The 18914-nt window shown below is 59.2% G+C and carries 15 protein-coding genes; 6 read left to right on the top strand and 9 right to left on the bottom strand.

All coding sequences use genetic code 11. From position 1 onward, the window contains the following. Nucleotides 1-617: 617 nt before the first annotated feature. Nucleotides 618-1532 (bottom strand): LysR family transcriptional regulator, encoded by a 915-nt coding sequence (locus GNF76_RS22160; protein ID WP_155585212.1) that lies wholly within the window; start codon nt 1530-1532, stop codon nt 618-620. A gap of 106 nt (nt 1533-1638) precedes the next feature. Between GNF76_RS22160 and GNF76_RS22155 the strand changes: the two genes are divergently transcribed. Beyond that, nucleotides 1639-3378 carry an amidohydrolase gene (locus GNF76_RS22155; protein WP_155585211.1) on the top strand — a complete coding sequence of 580 codons (1740 nt, stop codon included), beginning with the start codon at nt 1639-1641 and terminating at the stop codon, nt 3376-3378. Between the two features lie 81 nt (nt 3379-3459). Here the strand turns inward: GNF76_RS22155 and GNF76_RS22150 are convergent, their stop codons facing one another. Next, nucleotides 3460-4914: a serralysin family metalloprotease gene (locus GNF76_RS22150; RefSeq protein ID WP_155585210.1), complete on the bottom strand. Its 1455-nt coding sequence runs from the start codon at nt 4912-4914 to the stop codon at nt 3460-3462. A gap of 404 nt (nt 4915-5318) precedes the next feature. Continuing rightward, entirely contained in the window at nt 5319-6140 is an 822-nt protein-coding gene (locus GNF76_RS22145; protein ID WP_246211957.1) for a helix-turn-helix domain-containing protein, read from the bottom strand. A gap of 121 nt (nt 6141-6261) precedes the next feature. On the opposite strand from GNF76_RS22145, the gene GNF76_RS22140 reads away from it, so the two are divergent. Continuing rightward, a complete protein-coding gene (locus tag GNF76_RS22140; RefSeq protein WP_155585209.1) occupies nt 6262-6576 on the top strand; it encodes a DUF2834 domain-containing protein in 315 nt (104 codons plus the stop codon). Here the strand turns inward: GNF76_RS22140 and GNF76_RS22135 are convergent. Next, the gene (locus GNF76_RS22135) at nt 6570-7457 is read right to left on the bottom strand and encodes a LysR family transcriptional regulator (protein WP_155585208.1); all 888 of its coding nucleotides are present in this window, start codon (nt 7455-7457) and stop codon (nt 6570-6572) included. The two genes, GNF76_RS22140 and GNF76_RS22135, sit on opposite strands and share 7 nt — an antisense overlap. 132 nt (nt 7458-7589) lie before the next feature. Between GNF76_RS22135 and GNF76_RS22130 the strand changes: the two genes are divergently transcribed. The 3 genes from GNF76_RS22130 (at nt 7590) to GNF76_RS22120 (ending at nt 10153) form a co-directional block, all read left to right on the top strand. After that, the gene (locus tag GNF76_RS22130) at nt 7590-8576 is read left to right on the top strand and encodes a zinc-binding alcohol dehydrogenase family protein (RefSeq protein WP_155585207.1); all 987 of its coding nucleotides are present in this window, start codon (nt 7590-7592) and stop codon (nt 8574-8576) included. A gap of 17 nt (nt 8577-8593) precedes the next feature. Then, nucleotides 8594-9073, top strand: coding sequence for a YybH family protein (locus tag GNF76_RS22125; RefSeq protein WP_155585206.1), 480 nt, complete (start codon nt 8594-8596; stop codon nt 9071-9073). A gap of 360 nt (nt 9074-9433) precedes the next feature. Then, nucleotides 9434-10153, top strand: coding sequence for a glutamine amidotransferase-related protein (locus tag GNF76_RS22120; protein ID WP_155585205.1), 720 nt, complete (start codon nt 9434-9436; stop codon nt 10151-10153). 10 nt (nt 10154-10163) lie between these two features. On the opposite strand, the gene GNF76_RS22115 is transcribed toward GNF76_RS22120, so the two are convergent. The 4 genes from GNF76_RS22115 to GNF76_RS22100 form a co-directional block, all read right to left on the bottom strand. Beyond that, nucleotides 10164-10784, bottom strand: a complete 621-nt coding sequence (locus GNF76_RS22115) for a LysE family translocator (protein WP_155585204.1) — start codon at nt 10782-10784, stop codon at nt 10164-10166. Between the two features lie 169 nt (nt 10785-10953). After that, nucleotides 10954-12168, bottom strand: a complete 1215-nt coding sequence (locus GNF76_RS22110; protein WP_155585203.1) for an MFS transporter — start codon at nt 12166-12168, stop codon at nt 10954-10956. 129 nt (nt 12169-12297) lie between these two features. Then, nucleotides 12298-12990, bottom strand: a complete 693-nt coding sequence (locus GNF76_RS29985) for a methyl-accepting chemotaxis protein (protein ID WP_257034192.1) — start codon at nt 12988-12990, stop codon at nt 12298-12300. A 992-nt stretch (nt 12991-13982) separates the two neighbouring features. Next, nucleotides 13983-14876, bottom strand: coding sequence for a LysR family transcriptional regulator (locus GNF76_RS22100; RefSeq protein ID WP_155585201.1), 894 nt, complete (start codon nt 14874-14876; stop codon nt 13983-13985). A gap of 94 nt (nt 14877-14970) precedes the next feature. Here GNF76_RS22100 and GNF76_RS22095 point away from each other — a divergent pair, with 94 nt between their 5' ends. After that, a complete protein-coding gene (locus tag GNF76_RS22095; RefSeq protein WP_155585200.1) occupies nt 14971-16137 on the top strand; it encodes an MFS transporter in 1167 nt (388 codons plus the stop codon). Between the two features lie 175 nt (nt 16138-16312). Here GNF76_RS22095 and GNF76_RS22090 read toward each other — a convergent pair whose 3' ends face one another. Further along, the gene (locus tag GNF76_RS22090; RefSeq protein ID WP_178123484.1) at nt 16313-18808 is read right to left on the bottom strand and encodes a hypothetical protein; all 2496 of its coding nucleotides are present in this window, start codon (nt 18806-18808) and stop codon (nt 16313-16315) included. Nucleotides 18809-18914: the final 106 nt, after the last annotated feature.

Genomic DNA, 18914 nt, shown 5'->3' with positions numbered 1-18914 from the left:
ATCGCACACTCAAGCCTGATAAAAGGGCATAAAACGCTTATGCGTACTTACAGTCTCGCACTGCACTTCGAACCACACATCAGTTTGATTAGACGTCTAGTTCCTACAATAAAACTTGGAGGTGAGTAACCGATTGCCGTTTTCTGGCGTAAAGGTCTTCAAGTGGTATCAATCCTGCGAAAAAAGGCGCGATCCAAGTTCACTTGAATTTTCAAGATATTGAATAGCAAGGTATTTATGGAGGTGGCTTTCGGAACGCACGCGGCCATTTTTCGGGCCGTAATCCCTTTGCCAGGAAATAACGGACAACCGTTGTCGCGAAGGTCGTTCACCAACAGTCCGTGTAAGGTAGTTACAACAACCATGACAATTCCTTGGCGTCAAAAAAACATAAAGTCATTTGAAAACAACAGGTTGGTAGCCTGTTGCTAACCGTAGCAAGAGTCTGGCGCGCGATTGTATTGTTTTGCTATAAGGACGCTAATTAAATGATATTAGCAGGGCTTTAGTTTCTTGTTTTACTTTGTGGTGGGGATTTCAGGAAAATTGGTATTAGTTATAAAGGTATACTTTGCTGTTTTCGGAACACCCTTGATGCCTGCTCTTTCAAAGCATAGTTAATGCAGTGCCTGCTCATCCAGATAGTTACTCAGGCACTCGATAAATGCCTGATGCTTGCGGGTATGACGTCGGTGTTCCGGGTAGATAACATGGATTTTGGCGCCGAACTGATCGGGGTCCAGCTCTATATCAGGGAGCAGTTGCACCAGTTCACCACGCCTTAGATAGGGAACGGCGCTCCATTGCGGACACAACTGCAAGCCCATGCCGGACAGGAGGGCGGCGAACAGGCAGTCATAGTTGTCGCTCACCAGGCGAGGCACTGGCTGGGATATGCGCTGGCGTTCTCCTTCATGGGTAAACCACCAGTAATGAGGGTTCAGCGCGGGGTGTCGAAAAATCAGCCAGTCGTGTTGGTCGAGCGTGTGAGGTAGCACCTCAAGTGGATTGCGTTGCAGGTAGCGTGGGCTGGCGCAAATCAGGATGCGGTTGGCGGTCAATGGCCGTGCGATCAGGTCGGGCAATTCGACAGGCCCGTCGCGTACCGCAAGGTCGTAGCTGCCCTCGACAAGGTCCACCAGTTCATCGGTGAGGTCGACTTCGAGGCGCATCATTGGGTATTGCTCGAGAAAGCGGCAGCACGCTGCATTGAGAAACGCCGGCGCGAAGGAGGGTGGAGCCACCACGCGTAAGGTGCCGCACATCTCCTGCTGCAACTGGTCAATGTCTTCGCGGGCCTGCTGAAGCTGTGTCAGCACCTGTCGTGCACTTGCCAGGTAGATATGCCCGGCCTCGGTCAGGGCAATCCGGCGCGTGGAGCGCTCGAACAGGCGTGTTCCCAGTTCCGCCTCAAGGTGGGTCACGGCCCTGGTCAGGGCTGAAGTCGTTTTGCCCAGATAAGCGGCGGCACGGGTGAAACTGCCGTGGTGTGCGGTGGCCACGAACATGGTAATGGCGCCAAGCTGGTCCATTCGTTTTTTCCTTTTGGGAAAGTATGTGTTTCAGGCATCAAGTATTCTTAACCTCATCTGACTTGGCTAGTCTCTCGAGCACTCTTATAAAAAAGGTGTTGGGGCGATGAAGAACGTTCTCAGAGCGACACTGGCAATGGCGGTTGCTTTTTCATCAGTGGAAAGCATGGCGGCAGCCGATCTGCTCTTGTACAACGGCAAGGTGTTCACCGCCGAGCCAGGGCAGGCACTGCAACAAGCCGTTGCAGTGGTCAATGGCCGGATCGTCAAGGTGGGTAACGACGCCGAGGTGCTTGCGCTGAAAGAAGCCGGCACACAAGTGATCGATTTGCAGGGCAAGGTGCTGATGCCCGGCTTTATCGACAGCCATAGCCATGCGATTTTTGGCGGGGTGAAACTCAAGTCGGCCGACCTTGAATCGCAGATGCTGCCCTTCGATGAACTGGAGCAGCGTTTGCGTGCGTGGCGAGATGACGGCAAGGCCCGCCACGGTGACATGCTCAGTGTCGGTGGCTTCCCTTCGACCTACTGGAGCCAATTGGCCGAACTGGAGAGGCGCTTCAACCAGGGTGGATGGGCGGACACACCGATTGCCTTCATCGGCTGGGACTATCACACCGGTTGGGCCAACAAGGCGATGCTCAAGCGAGCAGGCATTGACGCCGAGCGGGTCAAGTCACTCAAGGGTGAAGCCGTGGCAACCATCGGCCATCATGCAGACGGCACGCCAAATGGCTTCGTGGCCGACGCCGGATTGTCGGCGGTGGTGTCTCAGCTTCCCGCGCCAACCTTTGACCAGTTGCTGGACGCAGGCCGGGCGGCGCGTGACCTGAATCATCGCCTGGGCATCACCGCACTCATGGACCCGGCGGCCAATGCGATGCCAGGCGACGCGGTATTCGATTTCAAACCTACCGCGCAGACGGTGGGGGTCTTGCCCGTCTACAAAGCGTTGTCGGACAAGGGTGAACTTGAGTTGCGGGTGGCCGCTTTGATGGTTGCCAACCCCAAGAGCACGCCTGCCGATCTGGCGGTGCTGGATCAGGTCAGAAAGCAGTTCTCCGGCGTCGACAACCTCAGCCTGCCGGGTATCAAGATCTTTGCCGATGGCGTGGCCGAGGTCCCCGCGCAAACCGCATCCTTGCTCGAACCCTACAAAAACTCAAAAAAAGCCGGAGAGCTGTTGATCGACCCCGCGCATTTCGGTGAGCTGGTCAGCGCCGCCGATGCACGCGGCTGGCTGGTGCATGTGCATGCGATTGGCGACCGTGCGGTACGCGAGTCGCTTAATGGCATCGAGCAGGCACGCCGCGACAGACAAAGTGAGGTCACCCATTCGATCACCCATCTGCAACTGGTCAACCCCAAGGAGTTTGCCCGCTTCAAACCGCTGAACGTCATTGCCTCGATGCAGCTGTATTGGGCCAGTGCGGACGAGACAAGCATTGACTTGCTCAAGCCCTATATCAACGCGATGCAATTCCAGTACATGTACCCGGCGCGCTCGCTGCTGAAAAATGGCGCCACCATCGCGGGCGCCAGCGACTGGCCGGTCAGCACCCCGGAACCCTGGAAAGCCATTGCCCAGGCAATCAGTCGCAAGGGGCCCAAGGGTGTGCTCAACAAAGACGAGGGGATTGACCGGGAAACGATGTTCTATGCCTATACCCGCAACGCCGCCCGAGCCATTGGCCTTGAGCAAGAGATTGGCTCGCTCACGCCGGGTAAACAGGCTGACCTGATCGTTCTGGATCGCGATGTATTCAACGTGGCTGACGAGCAATTGGCCGATACCCAGGTACTCAAGACCTACTTTTCCGGACGTGAGGTCTACAGCCAACCCTAGACGTTTGCGAGGGTGTTCATGAAAAAGGCCTGGATGCAACGGATTGCATCCAGGCCCTTTGATGACTACACGGGTTTTGCCTCAGGCAACAATGTCAGTGGCTGCGGCCTGACCTACCGTGGTGACGAGGAAATCCGCCACGCCCAGACCGGAAAAGTCGATGGCCAGGGTGCCCAGGTTGGTGGCCGAGGTGAAGGTCAAGACGGCATCGCCCGCTGCACCGGTGAAGGCATCGACGTAATGCAGGCCGGCGCCTTGGGTGATGCCGGTCAGGTCGATCTTGTCGCTGCCGCTGGTGAAGTCGAGGATCTGATCGGCTGCCCCGGGTTTGGAGTCAGAGCTGGCGCCAAACACGAAGGTGTCCGCGCCTGCGCCACCCCACAGTTGGTCGGCACCGCCGCCGCCGTAGAGCACGTCATTACCCGCACCACCCTTGAGGATGTTGTCTGCTGCGTTGCCCACCAGCAGGTCGTTACCAGAGCCGCCGATAGCATTTTCAACGGTCACACCCTTGGCGATGGAAACGTTACCCACCAAACCACCGACGTTGGAGAACGAACCTTCATTGAGGTTGATTTGCTGGGCTTTGCTGAAGCCGGAGAAGTCCAGGGTGTCGTTGCCGCCGCCGTCCCAGACAGCGAACACCAACTTGTCCGTCGAGGACGTGGCGCTCAGGTAGTCGCGGTCGGTGTTGGAGTTGAAACCGTAAGTGGTGTCGGTGGCGCGGGTGTCGTAGTTGGCGCCGTAGTGCTTCTGGATCGCGGCGATGTCATCGATCAGCGGCCCAGCCGAATAGGCGCGGGAGAAGTTCTGGTCGGTGTTGCTTTCGCTCCAGTAGCTCATGATGCTGTAGCCACGGGTATCTTCGGCATAGGACGCGCTCGAAGAGTAAGTCGGTGCGACGGTGTCACTGGCGTTGTAGCTGCCAGGGTGGGCGAGTCCCAGTGCATGACCGATTTCGTGGGTCAGGGTCTGGCGCCCATAATTACCGTTATCGGGGGTGCTGTTGACCTGATAGTCCTTGCTGATCTTGTACCAGGTTTCACTGGTGCCGCTGCCATTGGGATACTCACCGAACGCCGCGCCTTTGCTGTTGACTTTGGAGTCATAGTTGCCAAAGGTAATATGCGCCTCACCCTTGGTGTCGGACTCGGTAAACGAAAGCTTGGCCACATCACTCCAGGATTGGAGGGCGAGGGCGGCCTGGGCTTTTTGTTGATCGTTGAACTCGGTGACGCCACTCAATCCACGGGATTTGAAGGATGAGTTCTCATCCAGAAAACTATAAGTAACGCTGACAGTGCCATCGGCGTTTTTATCGTTCCAGTGGGGAATGTCGCGCACGTTTCCACGGGAGTCGGTGGAGGTCGTCAGTTGTTGTACGGCGCGCTCGATGGAGTAGGAGTCCTTGCCGTCTTTTACAAGACCATTTCCGCGATCATAGGCGTGACTGAAACTGTCCACCTGGGTAAAGCTTGAACTGGGTTGTGCGAGCGCCTCATTAGAGGTGGTGAAGAGTTTTTTGAGGTTTGCCATATCCCTATATCCTTGAGCTATAAGCTGAATAGAAAAGTTTGAACGGTTATTGGCTCTTGCAAACACCCGTGCAGATTATTCGTCGGGTAAAAAAATACTGACACTGGAGTGGGGGACTGTCCAAAAGTAATCGGGTCAGATGCCATCCATTGATGATGCGGACAGTTATATTTTTCTTTTTTAATCAGTGGGCTGACGGGATAAAGGTGCTTATATTTAATTATTAAATAGTGCTCGCCCTAAATTTTTGGTGGTGTTGAACGTCACGTTATTCAGGTGTATTCATTTAACGACTAAGTACTTAACAAAACGGTATGAGGCGTTGTTTTTCTTCGGCGTTGATATAGCCGGTTCACTTGCCATTTAATAAATATGCACTTTAACCGTGCGCTGAGTAGTTGCTTTCAGCCTGTGCCGAGGGTACTGGGTGACTGCGCATAGGCCGTAGTCATGACGTGCCATGTATACGCATCAGCCGGAATCAGGTGCTCGATCCGCAACGACGTCACGGTGATGTCCAGCGGCATGCCGAAGGTCGTGAAGGTCGACAGGAAACTCAACTCACCTTGCCGTGAATTGACGCGGGTCAGCACCAGTGGCGGCAGTTCATTGTCCATGGGCGCGAGGCTGTCCGGGGTCGGCAGGCTTTCCACGAGGCTGGCCAGTGCGGGGTTGTTCAGGGCCTCTCGCGATGCCCGCTGCCAGGCAATATTTCTGATTTCGTCGGCATTGATCAAGTGATCGCCGAGACCTCCAGGCCGCAGCAACGTGACCAGTAGATTCAGCCCTTCGGTCGCGCCTGGCGCCAGCCCCACCAGATCGAACAACACGCCAGTACTGGCATTGGCGGCGAGGACTTCCCAGTGGCTACCCAGCACAATCGCAGGGGCGGGATTGTTGGCGTGAAGCACATGGCTGATGGCGTCTCGAATTGCATCCATCGACGGTGAGGAGAGCGGGGTGGCCTCATAACGCGGGGCATAGCCCGAGGCCAGGAACACGTTGTTGCATTGTTCCAGCGGCACCTCCAACGCCATCAACAGATTGTGCAGCGTGCCAGGGCTCGGTTTGGCGCGGCCGGTCTCGATGCAGCTCAGGTGGCGCTGGGAAATCCCGGTGATCAGTGCGAGATCCAGTTGGCTCAGCCGGGCCTGCCGACGCAATTGGCGTAATTGCGCTCCGGCGGGGGTTGGGGGAGTCGTTCGGGGAAAAGTTTGGGGGCTCATGGGTTGACTCTGGCAGTGCGGGTCAATGACGTCCATGACCTGAGAGGTCATTGAGGGCAGGGCGACGTTATCACTAACGTGCTCAGGTCGATCAGACACTTTTGTCTCCAAGGAGGAGAAAATGCAACGACCCTATCTCGCCCTCGTCACCCTGCTGGGATTTTCCCTGTATACGGCGTACACGCTGGTGCTGGCTGATCAATCCCTGATTGCGTTCGGCCTGGAGCTCATGTCCCGTCCGGACACCGCGCAAGTAGTCATCGACCTCTATGTGCTCGCGGTCATGGCGTGCGTCTGGATGTACCGGGATGCGCGCTCGAAAGGACGCCCACTGGTTTCCATCCTTCCTTACTTGCTGATAACCGCGATCTTCGTGTCGATCGGTCCGCTGGTATACATCGTGGTCAACGGCTTCAGCCGCAGGCCCGGTCACTGATTCGCCGACGACACCTGCGCCAGATACCCCATGTACCCCTGCGCGAAATCCAGGTACGCCCGCACGATGGCAGACGGATGACGGTGTGAGGGGTAGAGCAGGTTGATCTGCTGTTCCGGCAATGGATGGTTGGGCAGCAATGCCATCAGCGTCCCTTCGCGGATGGCTGGCGCTGCCAGAAAAGGCGGTAGCTCCGTCACCAGATCACCTGACAGCGCCCGACTGCGCAGGTGTGCATAGTCATTGGTGGACAGCATCGCTTCGGGCTTGAAGAGCACGTCCCCCAACTGCCATGTTCCATGGCTGCCCCGACTCCAGACGCCGCAGGGAAAACCGTGTAATGCCTCGACATCGGCAGGTACGCCCAGCCGCTCAATCAGCGTTGGGCTGGCCACCAGCAAGTGGCGATAAGTCAGCAGGCGGCGGGCAACCATGGTCTCGTGGGTAATCATGCCGACCCGTAGCGCTACATCCACCCCGTCCTCGATCAGGTCGATGCGCCGCTCGGTGGTATGGACGCTGACCTGGACTTGCGGATAGCGGCGCTGGAACGCCGACAGGACGTCCCACCAGGGATCAAACGAGGGCGGCAGTGACAGCCGCAGGCGTCCTTTCAGCAGCGCCTGATCGCTGATGACTGCCTGTTCGCCTTCCACCAGTGCCTCGATGCCACGGCTGGCATGTTCATACAAACGCATCCCCGAATCGGTGAGCTTGGTGCCCCGTACCGAGCGTTCGAGCAGTTGTACCTTCAGTTGCTGCTCAAGCTCGCGAATGCGTCGGCTCAAGGTTGGCAGCGGAATGTCCAGGCGTTCGGCAGCGGCGGACAGGCTGCCGGTCTGCGCCACGCTGACGAACATGCGGACGGCGTTGAAATCCATGCTTAATCCTCTCATTTATGAAAGGAAGCTTATCTCGTGTGTGGATTATCTTCCAGTTTCGGTTGATGGATAGTGCAGCCACTTGCCTCAACGGCAATGTCTCAACCCACTACGTACTTGAGGAACACCCCCATGAAAGCTTACGTGATCGAACAAACTGGCGGCCCCGACGTTCTGCAACTGCGGGATATCCCGTCCCCCGAGCCGACGGCTGACGAAGTGCAGATCCGCGTCCGCGCCTTTGGCCTCAACCGCGCCGAAACCTATCTGCGTGCCGGCAAAATGGGCGACATCAGCGCACCTCGGGTGCCGGGTATCGAGGCGGTAGGCGAAGTCATCCAGGACCCCTCCGGCGTGTTGCGTACCGGCCAGCGCGTGGTGACGGCCATGGGCGGCATGCAATTCACCCGTAATGGCAGCTACGCCGAACAGGTGACGGTGTTGCGCAATAACGTGATCGCGCTGGACGACACCTCGCTGTCCTGGGAACAACTGGCTACGCTGCCGGAAGCCTACCTCACGGTCTGGGGCGCGCTGGACAAGAGCCTGGGCATTCAAAAGGGCCAGAGCTTGCTGGTACGCGGCGGCACGTCATCGGTTGGCCTGGCCGCTATCACTTACGCCAAGGCTCGGGGGTTAAAAGTCATCGCCACCACCCGTAGCGCTGAGAACAGCCAGCGCCTTTACCTGGCTGGGGCTGATGTGGTGGTGATCGACAACGGTGATATTGCCCCGCGCATCCGCGAAATAGCGCCTGAGGGGGTCGACGCGGCCCTGGAAATCGTTGGCGCCCCGACACTGCGCGATACCCTCAAGGCAGTACGCCCCTTCGGTGCGGTGAGCGTCATCGGATTGCTCGGCGGCGCGCCAGTCCTGGAGCAGTTCCACCTGATGCAGGACCTGCCTGGAGGTGTGCGGCTGAACTTCTTCCCGAGCGGTTTATTCGGCACACCCGCCTTGCCGTTGCAGGACACACCACTGCCGTGGCTGGCCAGGGAACTTGCCGCCAAGCGGATTCCTTCCATCCATACCCGAACCTTTGCCTTTGACGAAGTCCGCCAGGCACACCGCTTGATGGAGAGCGATCGTGCGTTGGGCAAACTCGTCGTTGTGCTTTGATATCAAGGAGAACAGTCATGCGTATCCCACTGATCACACTGTTTCTTGGCGCATTGTTGCTACCGCTCGCAGCCCAGGCGGCAACGCCTGCCACCGAGGAGGCGGTAAAGGCACAGGTCACCCAGCAGCTCAAACGCTATGAGACGGCACTGAATGCATCCGACCTTGACCAGGTCATGAGCTTGTATGCCCGCGATGCCGTCTTCATGCCGCAGAACAGCCCGCCAGCGGTAGGTCGTGACGCCGTGCGCGCGGCGTATCGCCAGGTCTTCGACCTGATCAAGCTGGACGTGCGTTTCACCCTTGATGAAATCCAGCCGCTGTCACGGGACTGGGCGTTTGCCCGGACGCGTTCCAACGGCACGGTCAAGCTGCTGAAGGGTGATCAGCCGGCCAGCGCCGAAGGCAATCAGGAGGTGTTCCTGTTGCATCGGGAAGCCGACGGGCAATGGCGATTTGCGCGGTACATCTTTGCGAGCACGCAGCCACCCAAGTAGACGGTAAAAATGCTGTTCACTTAAGAACAAACGCTGCTTGTCCCGACGCGGGCAAGCGGCGTTTGTGTTGGACCGCACCGAAAAAATTACACCGCTTCAGCCTGCTTTATTTTCTGTAGCCGCTGCCGAGGTACGAGGCTGCGATGCGGGCCGCAGGACCGCCCACCAGGGCCGCTATGTCGGAATGCCGCCCAGCCCCATCGCAGCAGTGGCTACAAGGCGAATGGAAGCTGGAAACTTTCGGTCTGGCGGTTGAACGTTGATGTGAAAATGAAGGCGGTAGGGTAACGGACTCTTGCATATGACACTATGTGTCATATACGATCTTTGGTGTTATGCGCCCGTTATTGAGGAACTCCAATGAAAATTCATTTCGTCGTTCACGAAGCCTTCGAGAGTCCCGGCGCCTATGAGGCGTGGGTCAAGGCGCGCGGATATGAAGCCAGCTACTCCCGTGTTTACGAGCACAGGGCCTTGCCCGGCAATGTCGACAATATCGACCTTCTGGTCATCCTCGGTGGCCCGCAGTCTCCTGCCACCACCCAGCAAGAATGCTCCCACTTCGACGCCGCTGCCGAATGTGCCTTGATTGCCAAAGCGGTCAAGGCGCAAAAGGCGGTGGTGGGGGTGTGCCTCGGTGCCCAACTGCTCGGTGAGGCCTTGGGGGCCAGGTTCGGTCACAGCCCTGAGAAAGAGATCGGCAAGTACCCGATTACCCTAACGGCGGCGGGCAAAACCTGCGACAAGCTTGCCGGTTTTGGTGACGTGCTGGACGTTGGCCATTGGCATAACGACATGCCCGGCCTGACGGACACCGCGAAGGTCCTGGCCTATAGCGAAGGCTGCCCAAGGCAGATCGTTGAGTACGGCCCGCTGGTGTATGGCTTTCAGTGCCATATGGAGCTCACTCGCGACGTCGTGGGGTCACTTATCGCTGCATCCGAGAGCGAGCTGGCCGCTGCGACGGACCGTCGTTTCGTTCAGCAATCGGCGGCGCTACTTGCCAACGACTATGACGAAATGAACCAGAAGCTTTTCGGCTTTCTGGACAAGTTGGTCGCGGACTACACCTTGCAATAACGCCGCCCCGTCAGGCCCGCCGCGCCATCAACAACACCGTCGCCGCCGCCGACAACAGCCCGGCGCAGCATCGATTGAATATCCGCTTGCCCCGAGGCTGTGCAAACCAGCGGCGCATATGCAGGCCCATATAGGCGTAGGCGCTGATGGCGATCCATTCCAGGGCCAGGAACATCGCGCCGAGCAGGGCGAATTGTGGGGTGATGGGCTGCGCAGGATCGACGAACTGCGGCAGGAAGGCGGTGAAGATCAGGATTGCTTTTGGGTTGCCCGCCGCCACCAGAAACTCCTGCCGCGCCAGCGCCCACAGTCCAATCTTGGCCGCCGTCGATTCGGCCTCTGCCTGCGGATTGGTGCGCCACAGTTGGTAGGCCAGATAAAACAGATACGCCGCCCCAAGAATCTTGATCCCGTAGAACAGCAACTCCGACGTTTGCAACACCACCGCCAGCCCGGCGGAGGCGAGGGCGATCATGCCGGCGAAGGCCAGCAAGCGACCGACACCGGCCAGGCACGAAGTGCGGTAGCCATAGCGGGTGGCGTTGCTGACGGACAGCAGGTTGTTCGGGCCGGGGGCCATGTTCAGGGCGAAGCAGGCGGGGAGGAAGAGGGTGAGGGTGGCGAGGTCCATGAACGGCTCCGGAAGGGCGGACGGGGAGCGTTAAACTGCCATTATCGGAAAGCCAGGGGCAAGCTCTATATTGCCCATCATCAGGCCTGGCTTGACCTTCCTCTGAGCGGATACCGCTGAATGATTCGCTTAGCTATGTGCTACCCGGCGTCGAGGGTAGGTAAAGCACTCATTGGGCGCGATCACCGGGTCCAGTGTCGTGGCGTTTGGAATAGGAGGCCCCCATCAGATAGAAGCACCCGCCCGCCACGATAAACGCCGCGAGCATATAGAACATGAAATGCGCCGGCTGTGATGCCAGGGCAAATCCGCACAACACCGGCCCCATCGCTCCGCCGAGGTTGGACAGGTTTTGCGCGCCGTAATACATACCGCGCAAGTGGTCCGGCGCGATGCGGTCGATGAACATGTACTCGGCCGGGAAGACGATGATTTCGCCTACGGTGAATATCGCCACGGCCAAGGCCCAATGCAGCACGCTGGTGGACAACGCAAAACCGACGACGCCCAGCAGGAACAGGCTGAAGCCTGCTGTCAGCCACTGATTCAAATGCTCATTGGTAATGCGCTTGCCCACCATGTACTGCAGGCAGATCACCACCGTCGCATTAACCGCCACCACCGTGCTGATGACCTGGTAGGTAAAGGCCGGTGTGCTTGTGGTCACCAGGTATTGCGAGATGTAGCCGGTGAACTGGCCGAACGCCACAGCGCTCAACGCGCCGCCAACCGTGAAGCAGACCAGGCGATAGTCCCTGAGCAGAATGCGCCCCACCGCGACGAACGACACCGGGGCATTGGCCGGGTCAGCGGAGCTGAGGGTCCTGTCGCCCCAGACCATGTAAGTCAGGAAGTAGCTCAGGCCCAGGATCGCTGACATCAAGAACGGCAGTTTCATATTCATGTGCGCGAGCCCAGCGCCAATGAACGGCCCCACCGCGTAACCAATGTTGATCAGTGTGTAGCGCACCGAAAACACTTTGCCGCGCTCGGCTTCCGGCAGCAGTTTGCCAAACGCAGCCTTGACCACGATGTCGATCACTGAATAGGCGAAATTGAACGACACCAGAAACAGGAAAAACAGCCACAGGTGCCGCGTGATGCACATGCCGATGAAACCTACGGTGAAAAACCCCGTGAAGCTCAGGATCAATCGATAGCTGGAGATTCTGTCTGTCAGGTAGCCGCCGTAAAGGCTGAGCAGCGAGCCGACCAGCATCGCACCGCCCACTACCAGACCGATGTCGCTGATGCCCAACGTGAAGTTGGATGACAGATAAATCACCATGTACGGCAAGGTAATGGCGCGACCCAGTGTCAAAAACAACGCAGACGACAGCAGCAGATTGACCGAAAACGGGTAGTGTCTGAAGGCAGTGAGCATCCGCGTTGGTTCCTGTCATGAACAGTATCAAGGGCTGGGACACATATGGTTACATAGCCAGCTTTGACTTGACAGCGGGATTTGTTGGCGTAGGCGTGCTACGCACGAGGCTCCGTACCATCCTCCCACTCACTGATGAAACCGGCGCCCCAACGCATCCAACCGCACTGCAATCGGCGGCAACCGCTCACTGCTCCTGGCCAACGTCTCCACATCCTGCGCCGTACTCTGCGCAATGCTCTGCACCGACTGCAGCCGTCCCACAATCTCCACATTCGCCGTGGATTGCTCGCGGGTGGTCGACACAATCCGTCCATTCAACTGATCAATGTGCGAAATGTCATTGCCCACCGCCTGCAGCATCTGCACCGCCAACTGGCTGTCTTCCACGCACCGCTCCACCCCCTGGCGGCTAGCGTGCATGGCTTCAACCGCCAGCCGGCTGCCTTGTTGCAACCCTTCAATAATGGTCTTGATCTCCTGGGTAGACACCGCCGTGCGCTGCGCCAGGCTGCGGACCTCATCGGCGACTACGGCAAACCCGCGTCCTTGCTCACCCGCGCGAGCGGCTTCGATGGCAGCGTTGAGGGCTAACAGGTTGGTCTGGCTGGCGATGCTGCTGATGACTTCCAGCACCGAGCCGATTTGCTGGGCTTGCACGGCCAGCCCCTGGACCGTCTCGTTGGTGTCGTGGAGGCGGGTGGCGAGCTGGGTGATTTCCTGTTGGGCGCGGCCGACGCTTTCCTGGCCGCGGATGACTTGCTGGCTGGCTTGCCCCGCGTGTTCGACGGCCTGTTCGACGTGTACGGCGATGTGGCCCATGGCGTCTTCCATGCGTTGCATGGAACCGGTCATTTGGGCGATTTCCGCCAGTTGGTGGCGTGCGCCTTTTTCCAGCGTGCCGCTGGCGTGGGCCAGTTCCTGGCCGAGTTGGCCGAGGCCGTGGGAGTCGCGGGCGACGCCGTCGATCAGGCCGGTGATCTGAGTGAGAAAGTGGTCGAAGCGGGTGGCGAGGGAGACGTGGATTTTTTCCGGATCGTCCTTGGCCGCCTCACTGCTGAACCGGGTGGTGACGGCGAGCATCTTTTCAAGCATTTCCTGGCTTTCTACCGCGTCGGTCTGGCTGTGCACGGCGAGGTAGAGCAGGGCGACGGTCTCCATTATCACGTAGAAGGCGTGGACGAAAATCATGTTCCAGCCTCCGTGGTGCTCCATCACAAACACCGGGAAGCCCTGGTGCTGCAAGGCATGGAACACCACGTGGTGCACCGCGATGGTGACGGCGGCCACCAGGATTGGCAGCCAGTCGCGGTAGAAGGTCAGCACCGCCAGCAGCGCGAAGATGCCGAAGTGCGATTCGATGACGCCTTGGGTCTGGTTGATGTGCAATGCCGCCATGACCATCAGGCCAACGCCAAGCGCGCAACGCATCAGGCGGGTGCCGCCGATGACGCGATAGGACAGGGTGAGCACCACGCAGGTGCCGCCACCCACGAAGAGCGCTTGAAGCAGGGTGTCGTGCCAGAACGCCAGGCCCAGGGAGAACAGGCCCATCAGCCAGATCAGGGCGAGCATGATGCGGTCGGCTTTGCGGTAGTGCTCGATGAATCGGGCTTGCGCAGGCATTCACTCGTACTCCATGTGGTCTGGCCAGGATCAAGCAAGCATGCGAGGTACCACACGCGCATGCGCGGAGCGAATCGGACGTAAGGGAACGCTGATCGATTCATGCAAGAAGGTTATCGGCATCATCGGGATGGGCTTTAGGTCGGTAACGGCCACGCGCCCCCGGAAGAATCAGGTGACGCCACCGTTTACATTCGGTGATGTTCCATCAAGAAGTCCACGAATAACCGTACCCGAGCCGGCATTGCCGAGCCACCGACGAACACCGCATGAATGGGTTCCTTGTCACCGGGGTTCCAGGCTTCCAGCAGCGGTATCAGGTCGCCGCGCCGCAGGTCCTCGCTCACACTGAACTCGCCGATACGCGCAATGCCGGCACCTACTCGCGCGAGTTGGGCCAGCGCTTCACCACTGCTGCATTCGATGTTGCCACTGACCTTCAGGGAAAACGCTCTTGCGCCGCGGATGAACGGCCAGTTGGGTTCGGCACGCCGGAAGTTGAAGCGTAGGCAGTTGTGCCGTAGCAGGTCCTCCGGTTCCTGGGGGATGCCGTTGAGCTGTAGATACTCGGGCGATGCCACCACTACCTGGCCGGTGTCGCCGATCCTGCGTGCGGTCAGTGGGCTGTCAGGCAGATGACCAAAGCGTACCGCCACGTCGGCCTGGCCGCCGAGAATGTCGACCACTTCGTCGCCGAGCGTGAGGTCGACGATGATGTTCGGGTAGCGGGCGCTGAACGCTGCCACCAGGGGAACGATGGCCAGCCGGCCATGGCCAAGGGCGGCGCTGACCCGCAATCGCCCCCTTGGTACGCCTTGGTCGGCAATGGCCTCTTCGACCTCGGCCATGTCGGCCAGGATACGCCGGGCGCCACGCAGGAAAGCCTCGCCCTCGGCGGTGAAGGTAATCGCTCGGGTGGTACGTAACAGCAGTCGGGTGCCGAGACGTTGTTCGGTGCGCGCGATGATCCGACTGACCGCCGAGGGTGTCAGCCCTAGTGCACGCGCGGCGGCCGAAAGGCTTCCTTCCTGCGCCACGGTGGCGAACACGGCCATTTCACCTGACCTTCCGTTGAACTCCATCTGTGCCTCTTACGCAAAGGTGATTGCCGAAAATGCTATCTACTGCTTGAAAAGGTTGGATCGTAGCATTAGCGGCATAGATGAGGAGCCTTCCATGCGTATCAACCCACCACTTGTCGCACTCGCCATTGGTGCCTTTGGCATCGGCGTTACCGAATTCGCCCCCATGGGCATGTTGCCGAGCATCGCTGCGGATCTTGGCGTTTCCATTCCAGCCGCAGGTCTGTTGGTCAGTGCTTACGCGCTGGGTGTACTGCTCGGCGCGCCACTGATGACCCTGACCACCGGCAGGATTCCCCGGCGCTATCTGCTGATCGGACTCATGGCGATTTTCACCCTGGGTAATCTGATGTCAGCACTGGCTACTGATTACTACAGCCTCATGGTCGCCAGGGTGGTGACCTCACTGAACCACGGTGCGTTCTTTGGCGTTGGCTCCATCGTCGCCGCCAGCGTAGTCGCTCCGCAGAAACGTGCTGGGGCGGTTGCGGCAATGTTCATGGGCCTGACCCTGGCCACCATCGGCGGTGTGCCGCTGGCCGCCTGGTTTGGCGAACTGTTCGGCTGGCGCACCGCATTTTGGGGTATTACCGGCCTCGGCGTGGTGACCATGGCCGCGTTATGGTTCGCCCTGCCTAACCTGAAGACGCCGCAAAGCGTCGGTGTACTGGCCGAAATTCGGGTACTGGGTCGTGGTCCGGTGCTGGGGGCGTTGGCGCTGACTGTCGTCGGCTCGGGTGCAATGTTTACCGTCTTCACCTACATCGCGCCGATCCTCGGCAACGAGACCCACGCGTCCACCGCCTACATCACCGCCATGCTGGTGCTGTTCGGTGTGGGGTTGACGCTGGGCAACATGTGGGGCGGCAAGGCCGCCGACCGATCGATTGATCGCACTCTGATCGTCTCGCTGAGCGTGCTGATTCTCGTCTTGCTGGCGTTCACCGTACTGATGCGTTGGCCGCTGCCGGCCGCCGTTGCCATCCTGATATGGGGTATCGCCAGCTTCGCCCTGGTGCCGCCGTTACAGATGCGCGTCATGGAAGCGGCCAAGGACGCACCCAATCTGGCCTCGGCGATGAACATCGGTGCCTTCAACTTCGGCAACGCGATTGGTGCGGCACTGGGCGGAGCGGTGATCAATGCCGGGTTGGGTTATCCGGCGATCTCCCTGGCCGGAGCGGCAATGGCGGGTCTGGGGCTGCTGATGGTATTGGCTTTTGCCTGGCGTTCCAGAACGATTGCAACTGCGGTGGCGTGACCTTGATGTGAGGAGGCTGTTAGTCGCCATTTATGAGTGGCGGCTATTTAGCTGTCTTGTTACTTCATTGAGCGTGGTTTGCGGGTGATCCGCCAGACCTGGTCGTTTCAACTGTGCCAGGTGGGTGGACCACCACCTAAACAATGGTCACACCAGACGCTCGAAAGGGCTCAGGCTAAGGAGAAGGGAGAAGGCCTGACTTGCGCCAATGGCTCAAAGCCGATGCATCCAAGGCTTGCCACGCTTCCAGATGACGAAGCTGATCCTTCGCCAGCCAGAGCCCTGCGCGGGGGCACAGGGCTTCAGCGGGAAGTGCCAACAGGTCGCTCAACTTCAGCACGCTGATTGCGCCTCGGTCTCTATCATTCTTGGTTTCCCAGTCCCGCAGAAACAGACGCACCTTCAAGGCCTCGGCATTAAAACCTTCAAACTGGGGTCGATTGCGCAGCCACTGAGGTGAATGCCTCAAGGTTCGCTCCTGCACATCCAGCAGCAGGATCTGCCAGGCCATCCGGCCTGCGTGGTCATCCTTGACGTCGGTATGCAGTCGAGTCAGCGCGAGATAGCGTGCATCTTTGGACCAGATCATCGAGGGCGCGAGATCGCTGATGGCGCAACCGGACGCCGTCAGCAAATACCCGCCCAGGCGTGGGCTCTGGACGCGCAGCCAACTGTCGGCGTATTCGGTTTCACACCCGAACAGCCACGCGGCATCTTTGTCCGTAGGGGCTGGCTGGACGAAGTTGCCATCGGCTATGGCCGACTGTGGCTGTTTAACCAGGCGCCAGTCGGGCAGGGCGGTCAGGCCTTGTGGGCTGACGTTCAGCTCACACCACTCATAGTAAAGTCGCGAGTCCGCTCGATGCTCAGAGAATGCAGCGCCATCCTCCGCTTCCGGTGGCGACTGATCGAAGCGTTGCAACGGACTGCTGTGCCGATCTTGATCCAGGCGACCTCGAATGACTGCCACGCTCAGTTTCGGTCCACGAAAGTCCAACAAGCGTGCAACCAACAGTGGAGGGCTGTTCATCAACTGGCGTTCCTGTGCGTCGACCACCACCACGTGGCCGGCTGTGGCGGGCGGCAAGGTAAACGGTATCAAGGCGATGTAACGTCCAGTGTTCGACACTCGATGATCGAGTAGCCAGAGACCCGGTAACTCCCAGTCCGCAATCCGGCAGGTATAACCGCCGAGCCCCAGGCTATTGTCTTGCTGCCAGGTAAATTGCGCCCGGGTTTTATTCGCCACGGGGGCTGACTCGATCCGTGTCGCACCTCGCTGTCCATCTCCCGTCAGCGGTACGGCCAACTGCACGCGAGTCAGCTGCCGCTGCGCGACCTGCATCCGGCCGTTCGCCGCATGGCCAATCCGTGACTCACAGTCACTGTGGACGCTGTGCAAGCGGTAGCCATAACGACCGCAATCAGGCTGCGGGTAGTCGAAGTAGGACGAGAGCCGCAAGCAGTGGTCATCCAGCTCCAGGGGGTCGCTCCAACCCAGGGAGGGCTCACTTTCAGCGGGCACCCACGGGGAGGGCAGTGCTTGCCAGCCTCGGTCTACGTGCCAGAGCCAGTAGTTGAGGGGTTGCTCTGCATCCATCCGTGCATGGCACGCGAAAGAACGACCATCGGGATTCCAGATGATTGCGGTATCAGCGCTGATCAGCAACGCGGTGGGCTGGCCGTTCAGGCTTACGCGATATTCCGGGTGGCTCAGCGGGTCGCAAGGCTGCGGCAATTCGCGCAAGCTGGCCGGCAGCGCCAGGCTGGCGTCTAAACGTTGCTTGCCATCGGGGGACATATGCCGGAGCGTGTCGAGTGCAAGGTTCTTCTGCCAGTCACCGGGCTCAAGCCAGAGGTCAACGATGGGTGCCAGGCTGACTTTTTCAGCCGTTGTCAGCAGTTGCTCGAGGTTGATCTTCTGTGCGCCATTGTCGACCAGAGGGCTATAGCGCCCACTCAGGGTGCCGTCGTTAAAAGCGTCCAGCTCCCAAAATGCATCACATGAACACCGGTAGAGCTGACGCAACTGTCGATCCAGAATCACCAACCCCCAGGCCTGGCGCGAGGGCAACGGTGCGGCGAAATAGCGCCCGTCATTGGAGAAACGAGCCGACGCCCCAAGGCTCTGGAGCAGCACCCCATCGGGGAACAGGTAATCGCACAGGACGGGCCCGCCCATGGCGATTTCACTGTGGTTGAACACGCGGATGGGCTCGCCCTCGGGCGTTTCCCGGGGTTCGTCCCCACCCCAGGCACTGGCGCCGCCCGAAGACTGACCACCTGATGGCGACGACGACTTGGCCTGCTTCTTATCGACCAGGCCAAAACGTTTTTCCAGATGACTCACGCACGCCAGGCCGCAGAACATCACCGCCACGGCCCCCGCGATATCCCAATACGGCGGCAAAGCCCTGCCCAGATTAAAACCCAGGCCTATTGCGGCAGAGGTCATTAAGCTGGCAACCCTTTTGGCGGTTGCTTGCCAACCGGCACGGGCCGTCAGCCACATCAAGGCCGCACACACCAGCACGACACCCAGTGCCCATCGCAGTGGTATGACCGTTACCAGGAAGATCGGGATCAGCAATACGGCGATTTGCCAAAGCAGGTCGAGCAGCAATCGCGGCAGGCTTTTTTCGTCAGTACGTTGATCGGAGGCGTTAGGCACCGTTACCTCGATAACCGATGGGCGATTTCAAATACACGGGGCTGCGACGTAAGCTGCGGCGCGAGGTGGCAAGTGAGTTCATGAGGATAAGGGATGAGAGGCGGTT

This window comes from Pseudomonas spelaei (assembly GCF_009724245.1).
GTDB classification, from domain to species: domain Bacteria; phylum Pseudomonadota; class Gammaproteobacteria; order Pseudomonadales; family Pseudomonadaceae; genus Aquipseudomonas; species Aquipseudomonas spelaei.
This window is presented reverse-complemented; position numbering and strand designations above follow the sequence as displayed.